Raw genomic sequence first — 21,297 nt, 5'->3', positions numbered from 1 at the left:
GGTCATCGAAGGTGCATGATGCCCGAATTGACCTTCATCATGATTTAAATTCTTTTCGCATTCCGGAACGTCATTCCATGTCTTCTCTTCAACCATCCGGGGATGATCCCATTGATCTTGCCCATCTTGACAATTTTACATCCGGTGACAAGACCTTGCAGTCGGATGTTTTAAAACTCTTTCTTGATCATGTGCCCGCATATCTTAATCAGCTTGATGATACGACATCCGAGCAAAGGAAGGAACAGCTTCACAGATTAAAGGGAACAGCGAGATCCGTGGGGGCCTGGCCACTGGCAAAGCTGGCGGAAAAGGCCGAGCAGGCGGATTTTGAGGAGCAGTTTTCTCTGATCAGGGCCATGCGCGAGGAATTTGCGCGGCTGAAGGCCTTTCTGCTTTAGGATCAGAACCCTGGACATTTCTGTGTAATATTATTGAAAAATTTACGTTATTCAGCCTTACATAGGCTTTGCGGAACTGTCTTCGGGTGGGTCGAGGCTTCAATGGCTGATTATGATTTTGAAAAACTATGTGTCCTTGTTGTTGAGGACAGCCTTTTCATCAGGTCCCTTTTAATCAATTCACTGCGAATATTGGGGGTGGGGAAGGTTTTCGCCGTGGATCACGGCGGCGAGGCCATTCATTTCCTGAAAAAGGTGAAAGAAGACCCCATGGCTGCGGGTACGCAGGAAGTGGATATCGTGATTTCAAATTGGCAGATGTCGCCGGTGGATGGCATGATCCTGCTGCGCTGGGCGCGCCGCCACAAGGAAAGCCCGGATCGCTTCATTCCGTTCATCCTGATCACCGGCTATTCCGAACCCAAAAGGGTGCATGAAGCCCGCGATATGGGGGTCACTGAATTTCTGGCCAAGCCTTTTACCATCCATGCCATTGGCAATAAGCTGATTTCGATCATCGAACGGCAGCGGCAATTCGTTCATACGCGCTCCTATTTCGGGCCCGACAGGCGGCGGCGCACGGTTGAAATTCCCTTTGAAGATCGGCGGCATCTGACCGATAAAAGCCCCGGTGTGGAGATAGTGCGTGGCTGATCCCAATGAAAAAAAAGCCCCCACAATCGTCCGCTTTTACCGCTTTCGCAATCGGTTGAAGGAAAAAACCCATGGCCTGGCCGGGGGCAAGGGGGGGATTTCCGCTGAGGCTTTGGAAGCGGCTGAAAAAGCCCTTGAATCCATGGCCGAGGATTATCCCGATTGGGTATCGGGTTTGATCACCAAATTGGCCGAACAGCATGGTCGCTGCGTGGATACCCCGGAAGATCGCCGCGATCATTTCGAGGAAATCAACCGGATCGCCCATGATATGAAGGGGCAGGGTGGCACCTTCGGCTTTCCCCTGATCACCGATTTTGCCGATTCCCTTTATAATTTCACCACGATTCGCAATGATATCAATGATCGCATGGTGGAATTGGTGAAAGCCCATATCGATGCCATGCGGGCGGTGATCAAAGGCCGGATCAAAGGCGATGGCGGGGAGATGGGCCAGCAGCTTTCGGCCACATTGCAAAAAGCCATCGAATCCTACAAAAAAGGCGCTTGAGTCTGAAAGGCCTGTTTCGCGGGGTTTTTTATCTGCTTGCCTTGTCAGTCGATGGTCATGGGCCTAAAAGTCAGGGGCTTGGTTCCTTTGGCCTATGAGTGTATTTCATGATGTCATCCGATCAGATTGCTGCCGAAAACGAAACCCGCCCAACGATTTATCTGAAGGATTATCAGCCCCCGGCCTTCAGGATCGAGCAGGTTGATCTGGATTTCGATCTGCAAGAAGAGGGCACCCGGGTCAAGTGCCGCATGGTTTTGCAGAAATTGGCGGCAGATCAGGATGATCTGGTGCTGGATGGCGATGCCGGATTGAAGCTGTTATCCATCACCCTCGATGGGCAGCCTGTGGCCGCAGATCGCCTGCATCGGCAGGATGAAACCCTGCGCATCAAAGCGGTGCCCGATCATTTCACCCTTGAAACAGTGGTTGAGATCGAACCGCAAAAAAATGACCGTCTTGAAGGGCTTTATCGCTCAGGCGGGCAATTTTGCACCCAATGCGAGGCTGAGGGCTTCCGCAATATCACATTTTTTCTCGACCGCCCGGATGTGATGAGCATTTACCATGTGCGCATCACAGCCGATAAAGCCCTTTATCCCGTGCTGCTTTCCAATGGCAATCTTGTGGACAGTGGCGATCTGGCCAATGGCCGCCATTTTGCCCTGTGGCATGATCCTTTTCAAAAGCCGAGCTATTTATTTGCCTTGGTGGCTGGTGATCTGGATTGCCTCAAGGATCATTTCACCACCCGATCGGGCCGTGATGTCAGCCTCAATATCTATGCCCGCACCCATGATCTGCCCAAATGCCGGCATGCCATGGAGAGCCTGAAGCGCGCCATGCGCTGGGATGAAGAGGTTTATGGTCTGGAATATGATCTTTCCATCTTCAATATCGTCGCAGTCTCCGATTTCAATATGGGGGCCATGGAAAATAAAAGCCTCAATATTTTCAATACAAAATATGTTTTGGCCGATCCTGAAATCTCAACCGATGATGATTTTGATCATGTGGAAGGGGTGATTGCCCATGAATATTTCCATAATTGGACTGGCAACCGCATTACCTGTCGGGATTGGTTCCAGCTTTCCTTGAAAGAAGGGCTGACCGTTTTTCGTGATCAGGAATATTCATCCGATCAGGGCAGCCGCGCGATCAAGCGCATCCAGGATGTGCGGATCCTGCGCGCGCATCAGTTCGCGGAAGATGATGGCCCGATGGCGCATCCTGTGCGCCCGGAAAGCTATATGGAGATCAATAACTTCTATACTGTCACCGTCTATAATAAAGGGGCGGAACTGATCCGCATGATGCACCGCATTCTAGGGGCGGATGGCTTTCATCGCGGGATGGATCTTTATGTGCAGCGCCATGATGGGCAGGCTGTAACCTGCGATGATTTCGTCGCTGCCATGGAGGATGCCAATGGGGCAGATCTGTCGCATTTTGCTTTATGGTATAGCCAAGCCGGCACGCCGCATCTTGATGTGCACGAAGATTGGGACGATAAAACAAAGACATATAGCCTTTATTTCAAGCAATATATTAATCCAACGCCGGGCCAAAGCACAAAGGCTGCACTGCATATTCCAGTTTTAATGGGGTTGATTGGCCCCAATGGTGGGGAGATGGCGGCCCGATTGATCGAAGGCGATGCGGACCAAACGGACAAGGGCTTACTTTTGCATGTGAAGGAAGCTGAGGCGGTGTATCGCTTCACTGATCTGGCAGCAAAGCCGGTGCCCAGCCTTTTGCGCCAATTCAGTGCTCCGGTGCAGCTTTCTTCGCCCGCAGATGATGAGCAAAAGCATTTTCTGGTGCGCCATGATCAGGATGAATTTTCCCGTTGGGAAGCCTGTCAGGATCTGATGATCGATGCCATTTTGAAAGGCGTATCGGCGATTTCGCAGCAAAAGCCGATGCCCGATGTCTCTCAGCTGATCGAAAGCTGCGCGGCTCTCCTGAAGGATGCAGATCGCGATCCGGCTTTTACCGCAGAAATCCTGAGTATGCCGAGCGAAGCTTATATCGGCCAGAAGATGACGCCGGTGGCGGTGGATGCGATCCACGAAGCGCACCAATATCTGAAAAAGGCATTGGCCGAGGGTTTGGCGAGCCAATGGCGGGACCTTTATGATCAATTGGCGAATAAAGGGCCTTATGAATTGACGGCCGAACACAAAGCCCGCCGGGCTTTACGCTCTGTGGCCCTTCTATATCTGTGCTTTGGCGGCGATTCCGATCCGGCCTTAAAGCATTATCAAACAGCCGATAATATGAGCGATCGGTTGGCGGCCTTGCGGATCCTGTCTCATAGCGATGATGATGATCTGCGTGAACGGATTTTTGCCGATTTCTATAACAGATTGGCGCATGAGCCTCTGGCCATTGATAAATGGTTTGCCATGCAGGCTTTATCTTTGCGGCCGGATTGCCTGGATCGGGTGAAATCGCTCTTGCGCCATGATGCCTTTTCTTTGCGCAATCCTAATCGCCTGCGGGCTCTGGTCGGCAGTTTTGCTGCGGGAAATCAGCTCCGTTTTCATGATATCAGCGGCGAAGGCTATCGCTTTTTAGGCAAAATCGTGGGCGAAGTGGATCGGTTTAATCCGCAAACGGCGGCGCGCCTGATCCTGCCTTTATCAACCCATAAGCGGTTCGACCCTAAAAGATCGGCGATGATGACCTCTGTTTTGCGTGATCTGGCAGCCAATAAAGATCTGTCGCGCGATGTCTATGAAATTCTCACAAAATCAATTTCCGAAAAATAGGAGCAGAACCCTCAATCAAATATGCTTTTCCGAAACCCCTAGAAAAAAGATTTGCGGCCTTCCACCTTCTACATGCATGGGAAAGATGCCGCGTGTGATGACCCATTTGACATGATTGACGATCATATCGCCCCGGCTGAATTGTGGCTGCCCGGAATCCAGCGTGCTTTTGAATTCCGTACAGCGTTTTAAAAACACAGCATGATCCATTTGTTGGGAGAGAAGCCGCCCTTTCCATGATGCTTTTATCACCGCACTGATCCCGCTGCCATGCAGGCGCACGCGATAATCGGGTTCGGCTTCGGGATCATCTGATGCAGATACCTGCTCAAAAAGAATGATCCAGGGCAGGGCGGATGGCACTTTAAAAGGATTGAACATGGCGCGGTGGGGAATTTTTCCATCATTCAAGGACAGCCAATATCGGTAGAAAGCCATCACCGGATGGGCAGAAGCTAGGCTCTGTGCCTCAATGGGATGAGGCTCATTCATATAAGAAAAATCAGGGTAATCTTCGGATGGATAAATTTGTATCATATGAAAAGCCCCAGCCATTTTATTTCATCTTAGCAGAGACCGTCATCTTTAGAAAAAAGAATAAGGCTGCATTCTTAATGTAAGGCTTAATTTCTTTTGGGCAGGCTCCAGCCGAATTGGATGGCTCCGGCGCGAATGATAAAGGATGCCAGAAATCCAATCCCCGCCGCCCAGATGAAGGGCAGGCCGGCCCATGCCAGCAGCACGTATAAAAGGGCGCCGATAAATGCCGCCGTTGCATAAATTTCCTGCTGCAAGATCATCGGAACATCATTGGCGATGATATCGCGGATGATCCCCCCGGCAACCCCGGTCACAACCCCCATCATCGTCGCAATCAGGGGATCATTGGTCACCAGAAAGGCTTTGCGCGCCCCGGTCACAGCAAATAAGGCAAGGCCCAAAGCATCAAACCAGATGATCACTGTGCGTCGGCTTTCCAGATGCTTTTCCCCGAAATAGGCCGCCAGAACAGCGATGCCGGTGATCCAGATCGGGCGGGTATCCTCGATCCAGAAAACCGGAACATCCAAAATCAGATCCCGCAAGGTGCCGCCGCCCACCGCAGGCATCAGAGCCAAAACGGCAAAACCAAAGATATCCATATCCTTGCGCGCCGCAGAAAGAGCGCCGGAAAGGGCAAAAGCAAGAATGCCGACCGATTCAATGATGACAAATAACGGACTCATGGCTTTACCTATGTCTCCAAATAGTTGAACACTAGCACAGTTATAAATGTCATTGGATAGTGACCATGCTGGGTGAATATCGTGCGCTGACGCAAAATCCGCTGTTGTTTCTGGAGCAGAAGGGACAATCAAAGGCTGATGTGATCCCGATCAGGATCGGTCTTGAAACGCTTTATCTGCTCAATAATGCCGATCATGTAAAATCTGTTTTTGTGGGGAATGATCCCAATTTCGTTAAAGGCCGCTATTATCGCCGCATCACGCCGCTATTGGGCGGCGGACTCTTCACTCTTGAAGGCGAAGAATGGCGGCGTCAACGCCATATTGCCCAACCCTTTTTCGGGGGGGAGCATTTTCGCGCCTTTGCCCCGATGATCGGCCAATCCGGCCAACAAACCATACAGATCATCAAAACGCATCTGGCCGATGGGGCTGGCGGGCCCGGCGGGGAAGGGCGATCCGATCTCGATTTGCTCAATTTCTTCTCGGCCATTGCCCTGATGATTGCGGTTCATGTGTTTTTTGGCCTGAAGGTGCGCTTTGATGACAGTGTGCAGCTTGCCCAGGATTTATCAGACATTCTACGCTTTTTAGAAGACAGACTCTGGTCACCGATACCGCTGCCCTTATGGCTGCCCACAAAGGACAATCAGCATTTTAATGAGCGAAATCGCCATTTTCATCGCTTTCTGGATCAGCAGATCGATCAAAGATTGGCGGGCGAGGGGGATGATCAGGGGGCATTGCTGCTTGATGCCATTCTAGCGGCTAATGGCCTGACCGCTACAGATCGTGCTGAGAATCCGGACGCGCGACGCAAAACAACACGGGCGCAGCTCTTGTCGATTTTGATAGCGGCCTTTGAAACCAGTGCCTTATCCATGCTTTGGTCACTGATCCTGTTAAAACAAAATCCGGAAATCGAAGCACAGATGCGGGCCGAAGCCGATGCTGTTTTAAATGATGAAAAATTGAATACGGCGCATATCAATCAATTGGAAATAGCAAAGCGGGTTTATCAGGAATCGATGCGCCTTTACCCCCCGGGCTGGTGCTTTTCAAGGGAACTGGAAAAGCCGCATGAATTTGGGAACACACAACTGTCGGCCGGGAAAACGGTGATCCTGTGCGCCTATAATATCCATCGGAATCCCCTTTATTGGGAGCATCCCACACGCTTTTATCCTGATCATTTCACCAGTGAAAACAGCGCCAAACGCCCTCGCCATGCCTATTTCCCCTTTGCTGGCGGTCGTCATGCCTGTTTGGGGGCGCGCTTTGCAATGCTGGAAGGGCCCTATCTGCTGTCGTTGATCCTGAAAAATTTCGAGATCGATATCGAGGAAGCTGAAGAGATTAAACCCATCGCCGCCACGACCCTGAGACCGGACAGGCCGGTGAGGGCGCATTTCGTACTGAGACCGTAAATTTTCGCCAATAAGGACAGATATATTCACGGGAATTTGGCCTTGCCTCTCTCTGAATGCTTGAAATTTACAGCCGTTTCTGCGTTAATAGGCAATGTCATTTTCATCTAGGCTTTCAAAAACAACAGGAGATAAGCAATGGAGCCAGGCGATCCAGTTGATAACTATGTGGGGCGGCGGATCCGTGAGCGCCGTAAAATTGTTGGGCTAACGCAGCAGAAACTTGCCGTGAAGCTGGGCTTGAGCTTTCAGCAGGTCCAAAAATATGAGCGTGGAACCAATCGTGTTGGGGCCAGCAAGCTGGTTCAGCTTTCCCAGGCGCTGGATGTTCCCATTTCCTATTTCTTTGAAGAAATCGAGCGCGATCATGGCGCGGAAACTGTCAATCAAAAGCCTGCCATCGATCCCCATATTCTGTCTCATGCTCAGGTCTTGTCGGTCGTGAAATGCCTCATTGGGATTCGCGATGATCGGGTCCGGCGGCGGATGATCGATCTTATTCAATCGGTTCATGATAGCCAGGATCAATAGGGCTCCATTTTCCGGTCAATGCGATATCATAAAAATCTAGTGAGCGGCGTTGCAATTTGCAGCGCCGTTTTTTATGCGATGCCAATTGCTTAGGTAAATTTCAGAGGAAAAAACAAGCGGGGGCCATTTTGTTTTACGGCATCAATAATGCGCATAATTTATATTATGTAAAATTTAACAGCTTTGAGGGAGGCCATCCGGGGTGATCTGATCCATGGCGCCGAAACGTGGTCTGAAGCTGGCACTGGATCGAAGATCAACCGCATCGAAAAAGCCCGAAAAAATCAAAGGCTCATAGTGGAAATAAGCTTCCGCAATGATCGCCATATCGCCTTCACCCAGAATAAGGCTTCCCGGCAGAGCAACCTGTGTCTCTCCCTCATTGCCGATTTCACTCATCAAGCCGATAAGCGCCCCTTCGCATCGCTGCCAGTTGATCCTGTTACCCTGATTATCCGTGCCGATGGCCCCGCTCAAAATCACCCGGCCTTGCTGGTTCATATCGAAGGGCTTTGAAACATGGTTCATCGCAGCGAAAATTTGGGTGATCTCGTTTTCCGTAATGCCATCTTCTGCCTGCGACACCATATCCGCCATAGAGGATGCCAAAGACGACAATTTCTGGTTGGCCAGCATGAAACGGCCCATTTCCACGGCGCCCGCCAGTAATAGCAACAGCACAGGGAGGACCAGCGCCGTTTCAATCAGGATCGAACCTTTTTGATTGCGATGCACTGAAAATATTGGCTTCAGCTGCGATATCAGCTGCATAAAATGGCCCCCCCGGTGGAACTATCTTCTTCCAGCAGATTATAGGGTTCATTTCGCACGGCGGTGGAAGCCTGAAGCCCGATCGCGCCCTTATCGGAGCCGGTCATGAACGCAAAAGCCGGGGTGATCAGCTTTAATTGCACCCGCGCATCATAAACGACGATGGCCCCGGAACCGCCCAACCCCACTGCCCCCATATCTGCATCCCATTGCCCATTTTGATTGATATCGGTGAAACATTCTCCGCTATCATAAACACCATTGGCATTGTCATCACTGAAAGGCTCTGGCTTTCCGATGTCGGCAAAACTCTCATAAACTTTCGTCTCGATCACAACCGGCCCGATAAGGGTGAAATTTTCCATCATGTCGAGAACTCGGCTGCGAACATAGCTTTCTCGCGAGCCATCAACGGGCACGAATCCGGTGACGCCGCGTCTGGATGCTTCGCGCACGGCGCCTTCAAGTGTCGCATTGGCAAAGCTGATATGGCCAATTTCAACGATTCCCATGGTCAGCCCGATGATGATGGGAAACGCAATCGCAAATTCCACGATCGCTGATCCCGACCTGCGTCGGTAGAAATCGCGCGCCTTATTGCAAAAAATCTGATGATCAGGCATCCGTGCATTCTCATACATTCATAAAGTATTGAATGTTAATCGATGGTTCCTAATAATGTGTTCCCTGATATTTAAATATTCGTGAAAATAATCTTTATTCTTTAACGGGCTGTTCAACCCTCTCTGTCAGTCTCATGCCTCTATGAATCCAACCCTTCAGAGGGGAGCATGAAAATGCTGTCAGTATGGCGAATAGGGCTTTCTGCCCTTATGAAAACACGCGCTGGGCTCCCTTCCTTTCTCCATCGAGGATGGCCGCATCGTTTGTGGCGGGAAAAAAAGGGTTCGATGCTGGTTTGGGTCGCGGTTTCGCTGATCCCGCTGGTGGTTTCCGTTGGCATGGCCACCGATATTGCCCGTGGTTTTGTCATGCGCTCGCAACTCAATACGGCTTTGGATGCTGCGGCTTTGGCGGGCGGACGGGCCTTTAATTTACCCAGCCGCGATGATGATGTGCGCAATTATTTTGCGGCCAATTTTCCCGCCGGATTCATGGGGGCCACCCTTGGTAAGCTTGAAATCGAACCGCTGGAAATTCCTGGCGAGCCTGAACGTCTTCGGGTATCGGCATCCGTTGAAATGCCGACCCTGTTCATGAAACTCGTGGGCATCGAAGAGATGAGCGTAGGCACAAGTTCTGAGGTCACCCGTGAAAATCTGGGGCTGCAGGCCGTTCTGGTGCTGGATCATACCGGTTCGATGGCGGGATCAAAGATCAATGCCCTACGAGACGCCAGTATCGATCTGGTTGATATCTTGTTTGGCAATAAGAAAAACCAGCCCCATGATCGCCTGAGTATTGCCATCGTGCCCTATTCGGCCGCCGTGAATGTGGGCGATCTGGGTAGTTCTTTCCTTGATTTCAGTGGCATTCCACCGGAATTTTTCTATAAACCCAATGATGACAGAAAATGGAAAGGCTGCGTGCTGGCGCGGGAAACGCTCACCTCGCTCAGTTCCAACCCCAATGTGCTTGATGTCGGGGCGTGGGATATCAGCTTGGCGCCCCCCGCCATTGGCGGGAAATGGCGGCCCTATATGTATCCCCATTGGTATGATAATAAATATCACAGCTTTCCTTTTCAGGATGATGTAGACCCCCGCGACCCCGGTAAAAATGCCGGCAGCAATCTCGATGGTGTTTTCGATGCCATGGCTTATCGCCAGGGCAAAGGCCCCTATGGCGAGGTCTGGAGCAATCCAAACACCAATCCATCCTTGGGCAATGCCTATACCGGCCCCAATATCGGCTGCCCTGCCGAGGTGATGACATTCAACAATAACTATGATCAGGTTATTGATTATATTAAAGATAATACCATCGCCTGGTCGCGCGGGGGCACCATTGGCAGTGAAGGCTTGATGTGGGGCTGGCGGATGCTTGATCCCGAACCACCCTTCCCCAATACGGTTCCTTATAATGATCCGGCAACGGTGAAGGCCCTTGTGATGATGACCGATGGGGTGAATGAGATCTTCCGCTTGCCCCATGATCAATATGCCAAAACCGCTTCTAACGGCCGTCGCTCCGAACCCAATAACAAAGCTTCAGATCGGCCGGAATCCGATTATACCGCTTATGGACGGCTTGATGATGGCCGCTTGGGGACGACGAATGTCACTGCTGCCGCCGATGCCATCAATCTCAGAATGATCAAGGCCTGTGCGGCGATGAAGATGGGCGGGGTAAATGGTCAGGATCGGGTGCAGATCTACACCGTTATTTTTGGCAGCTTCGCGACTGAAAACAGCCCCAGAGCCATCAATCTTCGCGCCCTTTATCAGGCCTGTGCATCGCGCCCGGCGAATGCCTTTCTGGCCCCCAGCAATGAAGATCTGCGGTCTGCATTCCGCACCATCGGCAATGATCTCGCCAATCTGCATCTCAGCCGCTGATTTTAGCGCCTATCAGGGGCGCAGGGTCATCCGCTCGCCCGTGATCTCAAAGCCTTCGAGCCGGTTGAGGAATGACATGCCCAGCAAGGATGTGTTGAGATTGCCATCGGTGACACTGGCCCGCACATTTTCGATGGTCAAATGCCCGCCGATCTCGATGCTTTCAAGAAAGATCGGGGCCCCCATCACCACCCCATTGGCGGTGTAATAGCGCTCGAAAAACTGTTCCGGCCGGGGATTGATCCCCAATGCCATAGCATCCCTTTTTGAAAGGATGACATGGCTGGCCCCGGTATCCACCAGAAAGGTGACCGGCTGGCCGGAAACATGGGCCCGCACCTTGAAATGGCCGCTGGGATCACGCTCAAAAACCATGGCGTCGCCACTGCGATAGCCCCGTTCTGTCGCCACATTGCCCACCACCCGATCCGCTACCCCGCCTATTTCATGGCGAAAGGCATAGGCAATGGCCAAAACAAGCACAATGCCGGACCAGATGGCAATATTGCGGAAAAATTCCCGAAAATGCATGCGTAAAGAAATGACGATCAGGCTGCCAATGGTCATCAAGGTGACTAAAGTGAGGATGCCGCCAACATGATTGATGCGCGTGCCGGGAAAAAGCCAGCCGAGCACCAGATATAAAACCAGCAAAAAGCCAAACCACCAGAGCAGTTTTTTAAAAACAGGGCGAAGGCCTCCGCCCCTCTTTTGTACAGGGCGACGCGATGGCGGCACGGGGCTTTTTGGTCTCCATGGGTCTGCTGGCATCACTCTAATTTAGGTGTAGCCGCGTAATATTGAAAGATCAAAGCGCTTTTATCTGGCGGCTTTCGCCTCCAGAGTCAGCACCATGCCATCATAAGCCGGTTCGATATGCGGCGGCAAAGAACGCCTTAGGCTGTCATAATCCATATCATTGCTCAAATGGGTGAGAATGGCGCGTTCGGGCTTTACCTCATCGATCCAGCCCAGGGTTTTATCCAGATGAGCATGGGTGCGATGGGGGCGATGGCGCAGGGCATCCACCACCCAAAGCCTGATCCCCCGGAGCAGATCAAGGCTTTCTTTGGGGAAGCCATTCACATCCGTGGAATAGGCAAAATCCCCGAAACGAAATCCCAAAGACCAGATGGGCCCATGTTCCTGCCAGAATGGCTGGGCACATAAATCTCCGATCCGGATCGGTCCGGCAATTTCATGGCCTTTGCAGATCGCCGGATAGCCATGGCGGGATGAAAAAATATAATCAAAGCGCTGATAAAGACGATCCAGTGTTTCCTTTGGCGCAAAAAGGGGGATTTCGGCCCCCTGTTCCATATGAAATCCCCGCAGATCATCGATCCCATGGGTATGATCGGCATGATCGTGGGTGATCAAAACGGCATCGATATGATCGATCCCGGTGGCCAGCAATTGCGCGCGCATATCGGGCCCGCAATCGACCAGAAGATTGATATCGCCCTTTTGGATCAGAATGGATGCCCGGGTGCGGCGATTTTTAGGCTGCGCCGGATCACAGCGCCCCCAATCATTGGGCAGGCGCGGCACCCCTGTGGATGTGCCACAGCCCAAAATAGTGATCTGCATGCTATCCATGCCCTGCCCCATTAAAACCACCCTTTAACGCACCCACCCTTTATCATTGGGCAGCCAATGCGCCTGGTGGGGTGGCTTTCGAAAACAGCCGGAAAAAATTGGTGGTTGTCTGGCGCGCCAAATCCTCAAGCTCAACCCCTCGGAGATTCGCCAAAAACCGCGCGGTATCAGCAACATAGGCCGGTTCGCAAATTTTGCCACGATAGGGCACAGGCGCCAAAAAGGGCGCATCGGTTTCCACAAGCAGGCGATCATCGGGAATGGCTTTGGCGGTTTCCTGCAGGTCGGTGGCTTTTTTGAAGGTAACGATCCCTGAAATCGAGATAAAAAACCCCAGATCCACCATCTGTTTCATGAAATTCCGGCTGCCGGTAAAACAGTGGATCACCGCCTTGAACGGCCCTTTTTTCAATTGCGCGCTTAGTATATCAAAGCTATCGGCTTCGGCATCACGGCTATGGATAATCAGGGGCAATCCCGTTTCCCGGGCCGCCGCGATATGCTCTTTGAAGCTTTTGATCTGATGATCGCGCGGGGCATTTTCATAGAAATAATCAAGCCCGGTTTCCCCTAAACCTATGATCCGGGGATGCGCCGTTCTGGCAATAAGATCAGCAGCCCCCATCCCGATTTCGGCTTGCGCCTCATGGGGATGAATGCCCACCGTGCCAAACACATCATGATACTGATCGACAAGAGCGATGATCTCGTCATATTCGCGCAATTTGGTGTTGATGCTGAGAAAAGTGGTGATGCCCGCCGCCCGTCCACGTTCAATTACTGCATCAACATCATGAGCCAAGCCCTCGTAATTTAAATGACAATGGCTATCAACCAACATCAGGATGCATCCTTTTCCGTAAGCCTCGGAAAAATACCGCTTGGCGCCGGCAGGGCCAGCCCCGCCTGCAATCGCCCCGCTTCGCCCAAATCGGCAAAGCCCCGATTTTCATCCGGCACAGCCAGTTGATCAAGCAATTGCGCCATGCTTTTGGGCATCAAAGGCTGGGCCAGAATGGCCAGATTGCGCACCGCTTCGGCGGCCACATAAAGCACCGTTCCCATCCGTTCGGGATCGGTTTTCTTCAGGGCCCAGGGCTGTTCGGTTGCAATATAGCCATTGGCGCGAGAAATCTGCCGCCAGATCACCTCAATCGCCTGATGAATGGCCTGATCATCAAGATGAACCCGCACTTCATTCAAGGTTTTATCAAGATCGCTGAGCAAAACCGCATCCGCATCCGATAAAAGGCCCGGTTGGGGGATCAGACCATCACAGTTTTTAGCGATCATCGACAGGCTGCGTTGAGCCAGATTGCCGAAATCATTGGCCAGATCGGCATTGCAGCGCGCCAGAAATCCTTCGCGGGAAAAATCGCCATCATTGCCGAAAGGTACTTCGCGCATCAGGAAATAGCGCACCGGATCAAGGCCGAATTCTTCAACCAAAGCAAAGGGATCAATCACATTGCCAACAGATTTTGAAATTTTCTGGCCTTCATTCGTCCACCAGCCATGGGCAAACACCCGCTGTGGCGGCTCCAGGCCTGCCGCCATCAAAAAGGCGGGCCAGTAAACCGCATGAAAGCGCAGAATATCCTTGCCCACCATATGCACATCGGCGGGCCAGAACCGCTGATAATCCCCGTTTTCGTTGCGTTCGGGATAACCGAGGGCGGTGATATAATTGGTCAGGGCATCGATCCACACATACATGATATGATCAGGATCACCCGGCACCGGAACCCCCCAATTAAAGCTGGTGCGCGAAATCGATAAATCCCGCAATCCGCCTTTTACAAAGCTCATCACTTCATTCATGCGGCTTTTGGGTAGCACGAAATGCGGGTTTTTCTGGTAAAAATCCAGCAGCTTATCCTGCCATTCCGAAAGCTTGAAAAAATAGCTCGGCTCTTCCAGCCATTCCACGGGGGCACCGCTGGGGGCGCATTTCTGGCCGTCCGGCCCGTCGATCAATTCAGATTCGGCATAAAAGGCTTCATCGCGCACGGAATACCAGCCGCTATAGGCCCCTTTATAGATATGGCCCGCCGCTTCGATCCGCTGCCATAAAGCCTGAACCGAGCGGATATGGCGATCTTCGGTGGTGCGAATGAACTGGTCGATGGAAAAATCCATGCTATCCACCAGATCGCGAAAGCGGCCCGACACGCGATCACAAAAGCTTTGGGGATCGACACCGGCAGCGGCGGCGGATTTTTCCACCTTCTGGCCATGCTCATCGGTTCCGGTCAGGAACATGACATCAAAACCATCCAGCCGCTTGAAACGTGCCAGCACATCGCAGGCCAGGGTGGTATAGGCATGGCCGATATGGGGCACATCATTCACATAATAAATAGGCGTGGTGATGTAATATGTTTTCCGTTCCGGCATGGCGGACCCTTATCCTATCTGTAAACCTGATCAGTGGTGTGATGGCATGCGGCCGGCGGCGGCTTCATCCAGCATCAAAAGCAAAGACAGCAAAACCTGTTTACGATCAAGATACACTGCATCAGTCCGCGAAATCAGGCCGGTCATCTTTTCCCACAGCTCTACCCAGCGATCAAGCGCCAGTGAAGCCACAAAATGCTGGCGCAGTGCGCCCTCCCCTTCGATCACATCGCGGCTGCCATCAGCAGATGGCTTTGAATCCCCCATTGCCGCCCATCGCACGCTGGTTTCAACCCACCATAAAAGCAGGCTGATCATAAGCTGATAGGCGGGCTCGGCTGATTTGAGGGAGAACCGACCGGCAAACTGATGGGCTTTCACCAAATCGATGCCCGGCATGGTTCGGATCAGCGCCAGCAGATCGGTATAAAGAGACAGGCCATCGCCTTCGGCCAAACTCATGGCCCACCCCGGGGCTCCATCCGATAAAATGGCCAAAGCCCGGGCCTCATTCGCCGCCAGATCGGGATGGCTCAAGGCAAGCGCATCAATCACCTTTTGCTGCGGCACAGGGGCCAGCGCCAGGCTGCGGCACCGCGAGCGGATGGTGGGCAAAAGCCGCCCGGGCGCATGAGAAATCAATAAGAGAAGACAATCGGCAGGTGGCTCTTCAAGAATTTTGAGAATGGCATTGGCGGCATTGCGGTTCAATTCATCCGCCGCATCGATGATGCACAGCCGCCAACCTTTCTGGGCCGCCGTGCGGTTGAAAAAGGCCTGCATCTTGCGTACATCATCCACGAGAATATCGCCGCGCATGACCTTGCGTCGATCATCCCAGCCTCGTTCGATCACTAAAAGATTGCCATGCGATCCTTGGGCAATGCGCTGAAACACCGGATCATCCACCGGAAGCTCAAGGCTTGTTAAGGGCGCAATCACCGGGCTGGGGCCATTATCATTGGGGCCAGCGCCAAAAAGCGAGGGGGGATCATCGCGGCTTTTCTGCTCATTGGATTTCAAAATGAACCGGGCCATGCGATAGGCCAAGGTGGCTTTTCCCACCCCCCTTGGCCCGGTGATCAGCCAGGCATGATGCATCTTGTGCGATGCGATGGCATCGAGAATAATCCGCTCGGCCCGTTCATGGCCATAAAGCTTTGGGTTATGGCGCGGATCATGGGCATCCGGCCCCGGTTCAGCCGATTTTTGTCCTGCCGCAGGTCTTGCCATCAGCCCTGCCCCACATCCATCGCAGGTCTGTTTTCAAGGGATGCAATATGCTTCAAAATGATCTGCGCCACCTGCTGTTCATCCCCCGATGCATCGATCAAATGGCAGCGCTCGGGGTAGAAGATCGCAAGCTTTTGAAAAGCCGCAGAAAGGGCGTGATGAAAAGCATCCCCCATGCGTTCATAACGATCCTCAGCAAGATTTGAAGCCTTTGTCGTCTGCTGATCATTGATCTGCGATTGCCGCGAATGCGCCCGCAATAATCCCTCAGCAGGGGGCATATCCAGAATGAAGGTGAGATCGGGCAATAAACCATCGGGATGATCCGGGCTTCCCAAGGCCAGGGCATGGAGGGATTCGATCCGCTCTCGCCCCACGCCCTGAGCAAGCCCTTGATAAACAAGCGTACTATCCCTGAAACGATCGCTGATCACCCAAGCCCCGCGATCAAGCGCAGGCTGGATGGTTTTGGCCACATGATCCACCCGGGCGGCGATATGCAAAAGCGCTTCACTCATCGGTTCCCAGCGTGCGGGATCGCCCCTGACCAGCAGATCGCGGATCTGCTCGGCCCCCGGTGCACCACCGGGTTCCCGTGTCAGCACCACATCCTGGCCCTGGGCGCGCAGATGATCAGCCAGAAGCCGGGCCTGTGTCGATTTCCCGACCCCCTCGCCGCCCTCGAATGTGATAAACATTCCAGTCCTGTGCTGATCTTTGGATGGCCGCGCACTCATTTCCCGGCAGAACCAAAGAGCAGATAATCAAGCGCCGCGCCAATCCGTCCAAAGCCGCTCACGGGTTCGATGCTTTCGCCCGCCAAAACCGGAATTTGCCTTTCCCCCAGATCGGGCGCGCTTAAGGTGACGGTGGCCACAGGCTGGCCTTTTTTAATAGGGCTGGGGATGGGATTATCATAGCGCAGCACCATTTTGAGTGCCATGCGATCCCGCCGCGACAAGGTAAGCTTCAGCGGATCCTGAACGATCAGGGGGAGTTTACCGCTTTTGCCCAGCCACACATCGGCCTCGCCGATCTGCTCGCCAGCATCAAAAACGCTGTAGGTATCAAAGGCGCGAAAGCCATATTCCAGCAAAGATTGGCTTTCCCGGGCCCGGGCCGATACGCTATCCAACCCCGAAACCACCACGATCAGACGACGGCCATTGCGGATCGCCGATCCCGTCAGCCCATAGCCAGACGCTTCGGTATGGCCGGTTTTAAGGCCATCAGCGCCATCCATGCGATAAATCAAAGGATTGCGATTGGATTGGGTGATCGCCTCGCCTGTCCGAAAATCCTTGCCATAGGTATAGCTTTTTTCGGCATAAATTTCATAAAGCTCGGGAAAATCCCTGATCGTTTTCTCGGCCAGAGTCGCCAGATCATGGGCGGTGGTATATTGCCCATCTGCAGGCCAGCCGGATGCATTTTTGAACTGGCTGTTGGTCATGCCGATTTCAGCGGCTTTTTCATTCATCCAAAGGGCAAAGGCATCTTCCGTTCCCGACATCATCTCGGCCAGAACCGTGCAGGCATCATTCCCGGACGAGACAATGATTCCGTGGAGTAATTGCTTTACGCTTACCTCTTCACCGGCGCCTAAAAACATCAAGGAGGCTTCGGTTCCCGCCCAGCGCCGCCAGGCTTCATCGCTCACCCTTGTGGTATCCTCAAGGGAAAGGCTGCCCGCGCGGATCTGATCGAATGCCAGATACACAGTCATCATCTTTGACATCGATGCCGGAGGGAACGGGGTTTCCGGGTCTTTGGAAAACAGCACATCGCCGGTTTCCATCTCCAAAAGCAAGGCATGGCGGGCCGATGTTTCAAGCCCCTGCGCCACCGCTGCCAAGGGCGCCACCACCAACAGGGGGGCCATGAGACAACAGATTTTGAATAATCTTTTTACTACAATCATTTTCAGGTGCTTCTTCAAAGTGAACATCAAGGGTGAGCGCTTAAATAAACCAGCGGGTTCCGGCGGTTTTTAAGCCGGGATCATATCAGCCCAGCCGATCGGTGAAAATGCGGGCATCATGATAGCCGCGATCAAAAACACGATCCAGAATACGCCGGGCATCGCGCTCATTCCCAAAAGGCCCGATACGAACGCGGAAAACCTGCCCCTCATCCGTATCGGCGGCCTGAATGATCACCGATTTCAGATCATTCAAACTGTGATAAACCCGATCCGCATTACCCCGATCCGCAAAAGAACCGATCTGGATGAAAAATGGCCCCGGCACCACGGTATCAGCGGCCAGCTGCCGGGGTGTTGCAGATCGTTTCCCGCCATCGGCCAGGCTGCCATCGGGTCGCACAACCTGTACCCGCACACGGGTCGTTCCCTGATCCTGAAAGCCCAAAAGCTGCGCCGCCCGGCGCGACATATCGATGATCCGCTCGCGTGCAAAGGGGCCGCGATCATTGATCCGCACCGTAATCGCCCGCCCATTTTCCAGATTGGTCACCCGTGCCATGCTTGGCAAAGGCAAAGTGGGATGCGCGGCGCTCACCTTATTCATATCAAAAACTTCACCATTGGCGGTCGGTTTGCCATGAAAATTCGGCCCATACCAGGATGCCACCCCAACCCGATCATAATCATGATCGATGGCCGGATAATACCAGATACCGCCGATCTGATAGGGTCGGCCCACCTTTTGCCCCGTAGCAGGCGTCGGGCTTTGCGACGGGCTATAAGATCCCGAGCCGCTGCTGCAGGCAGCCAGGATTAAAAGGCATAGCACGGGTAAGAGCTGTTTCACTGTCATGGTCTTCAGGATCATATCCCCCCATCATTGCGCCGATAAAAGGGCATCAGCCAAATGCCCCACAGCCAGAGCATAAAGATCGGAACAATTATAGCTCAAAATAGCCCGATAATTCCCATAGGTGAGAAAAGCCTGATCGGCAATCGTCCCCGGCTTCACAAGGGATGCCTTGATCTCAACCATCGGTAAAGCCTCGCCATTCAGGCGCTTCACGCCTCGGCGATCCCATTCCACCAGGCTGAGCATCCGGCTGTGATTTCGAAGGGCGCGGCTACAGCTTGCTGGGGGCGTTTCCTGGGCCAGATCGCCCTTCGTGGGCAAAAGATCAGGAGACACGCGCACCGACCTGCCCCATGTATAGCGATCATCCCAGCCATGGGCTTTCAGATAATTGGCAATCGATGCAAAAACATCCACAGGGGTATTCCAGATATCCCGGCGGCCATCCTTATCGAAATCTTCGGCATAGGCAATGAAACTGCCGGGCATGAACTGGCTTTGGCCCATGGCCCCGGCCCATGATCCTTTCATCTCGGATGCGGTGATATGCCCTTCATCGATGATTTGCAGGGCGGAAAAAAGCTGCCGGCGGAAAAAATCGGATCGCCGCCGATCATAAGCCAGGGTGGCAAGGGATTGAATGACATTCATGCCCCCGGTGAAGGAACCATAATTGGTTTCCAGCCCCCAAATGGCGGCGATAAACCGAGGCTGCACACCATAATGATCGGCCACGGCGCGCAAAGGCTCGCGATATTCAACCATCATCTCCCGTCCGCGTTTGATCCGCACCGGGGAGACGCGGGCAGCCAGATACGCCTCGAAAGTCTGGGTGAATTCAGGCTGTTTGCGATCCAGTTCCACCACCCGTTCATTGGGAACCACCGCGCCCAAAGCGGCATCAATCGTTGCCTCAGAAATTCCTTTGCTGCGGGCTTCGGCGCGCAATTCATCAAGCCATTGATCAAAAGGCGGCAGCGAAGGCTCCGTAGCGTCAGTGTCCTCAGCGGTTTCTTGGGCGGTTTCTTGGGCGGTTTCTTGGGCGGTTTCTTGGGCCTTCAGGGCGGATGGTGCAAAGGGCAAAAAAGCCACGCTCATAAAGATGATCACCATAAAGGCGCGCATAAAAAGCCAAGGCAAAAGCGTGCGATTGAAATGGCGGAAGGATACAAAACCCATGAAAAAACTTTCCTTATGATCGCACAATCAGATGAAACGCCATAAAATACCCGCCCATATCCCCTCAAAGCCTTGAGGCTTCATAGCCTTGGCAGAGATGTGCGGCACATTTTAGGCGGCCATGGCCTTAGTTTCCACAAGTGGCGCTCTGATCGCAAGCCTTGTCGTTGCTTTTGATGCCAATTGATATTTTTGGGGAATCGGCAATCGCCGATGATGTGCTTAGGCACTTGGCGACAGCAAAAACTTCGGATACAAGGGCGCCATATCGCGGACGGGTGGCAGAGCGGTTGAATGCACCGGTCTTGAAAACTTATTACGGAAGGGTGGCAGAGTGGTCGATTGCAGCGGTCTTGAAAACCGCCGATGTGCAAGCATCCGTGGGTTCGAATCCCACCCCTTCCGCCAAGTTTTTCAAGCACTTATCTAGCGTCAGTTCCGCTTCCCGCGCCCCCGCTACAGGGCTGCTACAAGGGTGAAAAACGCGGCGGCAAAGCTGCTTCCGCACAGGGCACTTGTAGCGCATTTGTAGCCCCCGCTCGTGAAAGCACCCCCGCCGCATGGCGAGGGTGCTGGACAGGTCACGCGGGTAAGGAGAAACCGCGCCCTGCCTGCGTCCGTTGGATTTAGCGGGGAACTGAACGCTATGCCCCGTCGCGGGTGACTAAGCCGCGCGCTGCTACAGGGTCGCATCTCCTTAGTCCGTAGCAGCTTTCCTGTACCTCACCGGCGTCTGGTCCCGGCATCCGGTATCACCGTCACACAGGCGAAGGCGGGTCGTGTCCTCCGACCAGAACGGCTTGCCGCAGCACATGCAGTTCCGCCAGCCCACCTTACGCACGACACGCGGCGGGAAGTATTCCAAGTCCAGCACCGACTCGCGCCGCTTGCCACCGTCATAGGGCCAAGACTCCGGTTCAACGAACCCGTACGAGTTACCCTTCGGGCGCGCGGGCCGCGTGCCCTCCACGCACTGAGCCAAGCCGGTTCCTCCATCGCTATGACCACAGTTCCCAGACGCGGTCGCGCGCCCATTTCTGCACTGAGGCAAGCACGATGGCCATGTCCTTGGCGTCGTAGCGCCCCGCCTCAACACCCGCGCGCATCTCCGCCTCAAACTCTGGCGAAGCGAGGTACATGAACACGGGCGACTCGCGCACCCGCTCAAGGCGGCGAACCCTCGCCAGCAATGCACGCCGACCCGCCACTGTGGTCAGCCCTCACTGCTGTCCGGTTTAAATTCACTGCCATTGCAGCACCATTTGGTTCGTGTTTTCCGGTGGGCTATGCGCAGTTTG

At 53.3% G+C, this 21,297-nt stretch carries 21 protein-coding genes and 1 tRNA gene; 8 read left to right on the top strand and 14 right to left on the bottom strand.

Annotated features, from left to right (window positions below):
- The first annotated feature begins 77 nt into the window (after positions 1-77).
- The 4 genes from QK300_RS06110 to pepN all read left to right on the top strand — a co-directional run bounded on the left by QK300_RS06110 (position 78) and on the right by pepN (position 4,340).
- Positions 78-401: an Hpt domain-containing protein gene (locus QK300_RS06110; protein ID WP_281300925.1), complete on the top strand. Its 324-nt coding sequence runs from the start codon at positions 78-80 to the stop codon at positions 399-401.
- A gap of 102 nt (positions 402-503) precedes the next feature.
- A complete protein-coding gene (locus QK300_RS06105) occupies positions 504-1,055 on the top strand; it encodes a response regulator (RefSeq protein ID WP_042084281.1) in 552 nt (183 codons plus the stop codon).
- Entirely contained in the window at positions 1,048-1,566 is a 519-nt protein-coding gene (locus QK300_RS06100) for an Hpt domain-containing protein (RefSeq protein WP_281300926.1), read from the top strand. Before QK300_RS06105 ends, QK300_RS06100 begins: the two co-directional genes overlap by 8 nt.
- A gap of 107 nt (positions 1,567-1,673) precedes the next feature.
- A complete protein-coding gene (gene pepN / locus QK300_RS06095; RefSeq protein WP_281300927.1) occupies positions 1,674-4,340 on the top strand; it encodes an aminopeptidase N in 2,667 nt (888 codons plus the stop codon).
- A gap of 15 nt (positions 4,341-4,355) precedes the next feature.
- Here pepN and QK300_RS06090 read toward each other — a convergent pair whose 3' ends face one another.
- Together QK300_RS06090 and QK300_RS06085 are read right to left on the bottom strand one after the other, a co-directional pair.
- Entirely contained in the window at positions 4,356-4,832 is a 477-nt protein-coding gene (locus QK300_RS06090) for a hypothetical protein (protein WP_281300928.1), read from the bottom strand.
- Between the two features lie 131 nt (positions 4,833-4,963).
- A complete protein-coding gene (locus QK300_RS06085) occupies positions 4,964-5,566 on the bottom strand; it encodes a trimeric intracellular cation channel family protein (RefSeq protein WP_281300929.1) in 603 nt (200 codons plus the stop codon).
- Positions 5,567-5,625: 59 nt separating this feature from the next.
- Between QK300_RS06085 and QK300_RS06080 the strand changes: the two genes are divergently transcribed.
- Together QK300_RS06080 and QK300_RS06075 are read left to right on the top strand one after the other, a co-directional pair.
- On the top strand, positions 5,626-6,993 hold the full coding sequence (locus QK300_RS06080; RefSeq protein WP_281300930.1) for a cytochrome P450: 1,368 nt from the start codon (positions 5,626-5,628) through the stop codon (positions 6,991-6,993).
- 138 nt (positions 6,994-7,131) lie between these two features.
- Positions 7,132-7,524, top strand: coding sequence for a helix-turn-helix domain-containing protein (locus QK300_RS06075; RefSeq protein WP_281300931.1), 393 nt, complete (start codon positions 7,132-7,134; stop codon positions 7,522-7,524).
- Positions 7,525-7,698: 174 nt separating this feature from the next.
- Here QK300_RS06075 and QK300_RS06070 read toward each other — a convergent pair whose 3' ends face one another.
- Positions 7,699-8,295, bottom strand: coding sequence for a TadE/TadG family type IV pilus assembly protein (locus QK300_RS06070; protein ID WP_281300932.1), 597 nt, complete (start codon positions 8,293-8,295; stop codon positions 7,699-7,701).
- A complete protein-coding gene (locus QK300_RS06065; protein ID WP_281300933.1) occupies positions 8,286-8,918 on the bottom strand; it encodes a TadE family protein in 633 nt (210 codons plus the stop codon). The genes QK300_RS06070 and QK300_RS06065 overlap by 10 nt, the downstream gene beginning before the upstream one ends.
- A 288-nt stretch (positions 8,919-9,206) precedes the next feature.
- Here QK300_RS06065 and QK300_RS06060 point away from each other — a divergent pair, with 288 nt between their 5' ends.
- Entirely contained in the window at positions 9,207-10,814 is a 1,608-nt protein-coding gene (locus QK300_RS06060; protein ID WP_281300934.1) for a pilus assembly protein TadG-related protein, read from the top strand.
- Positions 10,815-10,826: 12 nt separating this feature from the next.
- On the opposite strand, the gene QK300_RS06055 is transcribed toward QK300_RS06060, so the two are convergent.
- The 9 genes from QK300_RS06055 to QK300_RS06015 form a co-directional block, all read right to left on the bottom strand.
- Positions 10,827-11,468, bottom strand: a complete 642-nt coding sequence (locus QK300_RS06055; protein ID WP_281300935.1) for a TIGR02281 family clan AA aspartic protease — start codon at positions 11,466-11,468, stop codon at positions 10,827-10,829.
- Positions 11,469-11,633: 165 nt separating this feature from the next.
- A complete protein-coding gene (locus tag QK300_RS06050) occupies positions 11,634-12,413 on the bottom strand; it encodes an MBL fold metallo-hydrolase (RefSeq protein ID WP_281300936.1) in 780 nt (259 codons plus the stop codon).
- Between the two features lie 43 nt (positions 12,414-12,456).
- Positions 12,457-13,254, bottom strand: coding sequence for a TatD family hydrolase (locus tag QK300_RS06045; RefSeq protein WP_281300937.1), 798 nt, complete (start codon positions 13,252-13,254; stop codon positions 12,457-12,459).
- Complete coding sequence (gene metG / locus QK300_RS06040) at positions 13,254-14,810, bottom strand: methionine--tRNA ligase (protein WP_281300938.1); 1,557 nt, start codon at positions 14,808-14,810, stop codon at positions 13,254-13,256. The genes QK300_RS06045 and metG overlap by 1 nt, the downstream gene beginning before the upstream one ends.
- 30 nt (positions 14,811-14,840) lie before the next feature.
- Complete coding sequence (locus QK300_RS06035) at positions 14,841-16,043, bottom strand: DNA polymerase III subunit delta' (protein ID WP_281300939.1); 1,203 nt, start codon at positions 16,041-16,043, stop codon at positions 14,841-14,843.
- Positions 16,043-16,741, bottom strand: coding sequence for a dTMP kinase (gene tmk / locus QK300_RS06030; RefSeq protein WP_281300940.1), 699 nt, complete (start codon positions 16,739-16,741; stop codon positions 16,043-16,045). Before tmk ends, QK300_RS06035 begins: the two co-directional genes overlap by 1 nt.
- A 35-nt stretch (positions 16,742-16,776) precedes the next feature.
- Positions 16,777-17,925, bottom strand: a complete 1,149-nt coding sequence (locus QK300_RS06025) for a D-alanyl-D-alanine carboxypeptidase family protein (RefSeq protein WP_281300941.1) — start codon at positions 17,923-17,925, stop codon at positions 16,777-16,779.
- A 124-nt stretch (positions 17,926-18,049) separates the two neighbouring features.
- Positions 18,050-18,706 (bottom strand): septal ring lytic transglycosylase RlpA family protein, encoded by a 657-nt coding sequence (locus QK300_RS06020; protein ID WP_281300942.1) that lies wholly within the window; start codon positions 18,704-18,706, stop codon positions 18,050-18,052.
- Between the two features lie 138 nt (positions 18,707-18,844).
- Positions 18,845-19,999, bottom strand: a complete 1,155-nt coding sequence (locus QK300_RS06015) for a lytic murein transglycosylase (RefSeq protein ID WP_281300943.1) — start codon at positions 19,997-19,999, stop codon at positions 18,845-18,847.
- Positions 20,000-20,319: 320 nt separating this feature from the next.
- On the opposite strand from QK300_RS06015, the gene QK300_RS06010 reads away from it, so the two are divergent.
- Positions 20,320-20,407, top strand: a tRNA-Ser gene (locus QK300_RS06010).
- A gap of 590 nt (positions 20,408-20,997) precedes the next feature.
- Here QK300_RS06010 and QK300_RS06005 read toward each other — a convergent pair.
- The gene (locus tag QK300_RS06005; protein ID WP_281320825.1) at positions 20,998-21,207 is read right to left on the bottom strand and encodes a hypothetical protein; all 210 of its coding nucleotides are present in this window, start codon (positions 21,205-21,207) and stop codon (positions 20,998-21,000) included.
- Positions 21,208-21,297 lie beyond the last annotated feature (90 nt).

It is taken from the genome of Iodidimonas sp. MBR-22 (assembly GCF_029946565.1).
Taxonomy (GTDB): Bacteria; Pseudomonadota; Alphaproteobacteria; order Sphingomonadales; family Rhodothalassiaceae; genus Iodidimonas; species Iodidimonas nitroreducens.
The sequence above is the reverse complement of the archived record's forward strand: the minus strand, read 5'-3'. Positions and strand labels throughout refer to the sequence as shown.

What these genes read in the sequence shown, in the direction of transcription:
- QK300_RS06110 (WP_281300925.1), top strand. Translation starts at nt 78, where the DNA reads ATGTCTTCTCTTCAACCATCCGGGGATGATCCCATTGATCTTGCCCAT.
- QK300_RS06105 (WP_042084281.1), top strand. Translation starts at nt 504, where the DNA reads ATGGCTGATTATGATTTTGAAAAACTATGTGTCCTTGTTGTTGAGGAC.
- pepN (WP_281300927.1), top strand. Translation starts at nt 1,674, where the DNA reads ATGATGTCATCCGATCAGATTGCTGCCGAAAACGAAACCCGCCCAACG.
- QK300_RS06090 (WP_281300928.1), bottom strand. Translation starts at nt 4,832, where the DNA reads ATGAATGAGCCTCATCCCATTGAGGCACAGAGCCTAGCTTCTGCCCAT.
- QK300_RS06085 (WP_281300929.1), bottom strand. Translation starts at nt 5,566, where the DNA reads ATGAGTCCGTTATTTGTCATCATTGAATCGGTCGGCATTCTTGCTTTT.
- QK300_RS06075 (WP_281300931.1), top strand. Translation starts at nt 7,132, where the DNA reads ATGGAGCCAGGCGATCCAGTTGATAACTATGTGGGGCGGCGGATCCGT.
- QK300_RS06070 (WP_281300932.1), bottom strand. Translation starts at nt 8,295, where the DNA reads ATGCAGCTGATATCGCAGCTGAAGCCAATATTTTCAGTGCATCGCAAT.
- QK300_RS06065 (WP_281300933.1), bottom strand. Translation starts at nt 8,918, where the DNA reads ATGCCTGATCATCAGATTTTTTGCAATAAGGCGCGCGATTTCTACCGA.
- QK300_RS06060 (WP_281300934.1), top strand. Translation starts at nt 9,207, where the DNA reads ATGCTGGTTTGGGTCGCGGTTTCGCTGATCCCGCTGGTGGTTTCCGTT.
- QK300_RS06050 (WP_281300936.1), bottom strand. Translation starts at nt 12,413, where the DNA reads ATGGATAGCATGCAGATCACTATTTTGGGCTGTGGCACATCCACAGGG.
- QK300_RS06045 (WP_281300937.1), bottom strand. Translation starts at nt 13,254, where the DNA reads ATGTTGGTTGATAGCCATTGTCATTTAAATTACGAGGGCTTGGCTCAT.
- metG (WP_281300938.1), bottom strand. Translation starts at nt 14,810, where the DNA reads ATGCCGGAACGGAAAACATATTACATCACCACGCCTATTTATTATGTG.
- QK300_RS06035 (WP_281300939.1), bottom strand. Translation starts at nt 16,043, where the DNA reads ATGGCAAGACCTGCGGCAGGACAAAAATCGGCTGAACCGGGGCCGGAT.
- tmk (WP_281300940.1), bottom strand. Translation starts at nt 16,741, where the DNA reads ATGTTTATCACATTCGAGGGCGGCGAGGGGGTCGGGAAATCGACACAG.
- QK300_RS06025 (WP_281300941.1), bottom strand. Translation starts at nt 17,925, where the DNA reads ATGGCCCCCCTGTTGGTGGTGGCGCCCTTGGCAGCGGTGGCGCAGGGG.
- QK300_RS06015 (WP_281300943.1), bottom strand. Translation starts at nt 19,999, where the DNA reads ATGGGTTTTGTATCCTTCCGCCATTTCAATCGCACGCTTTTGCCTTGG.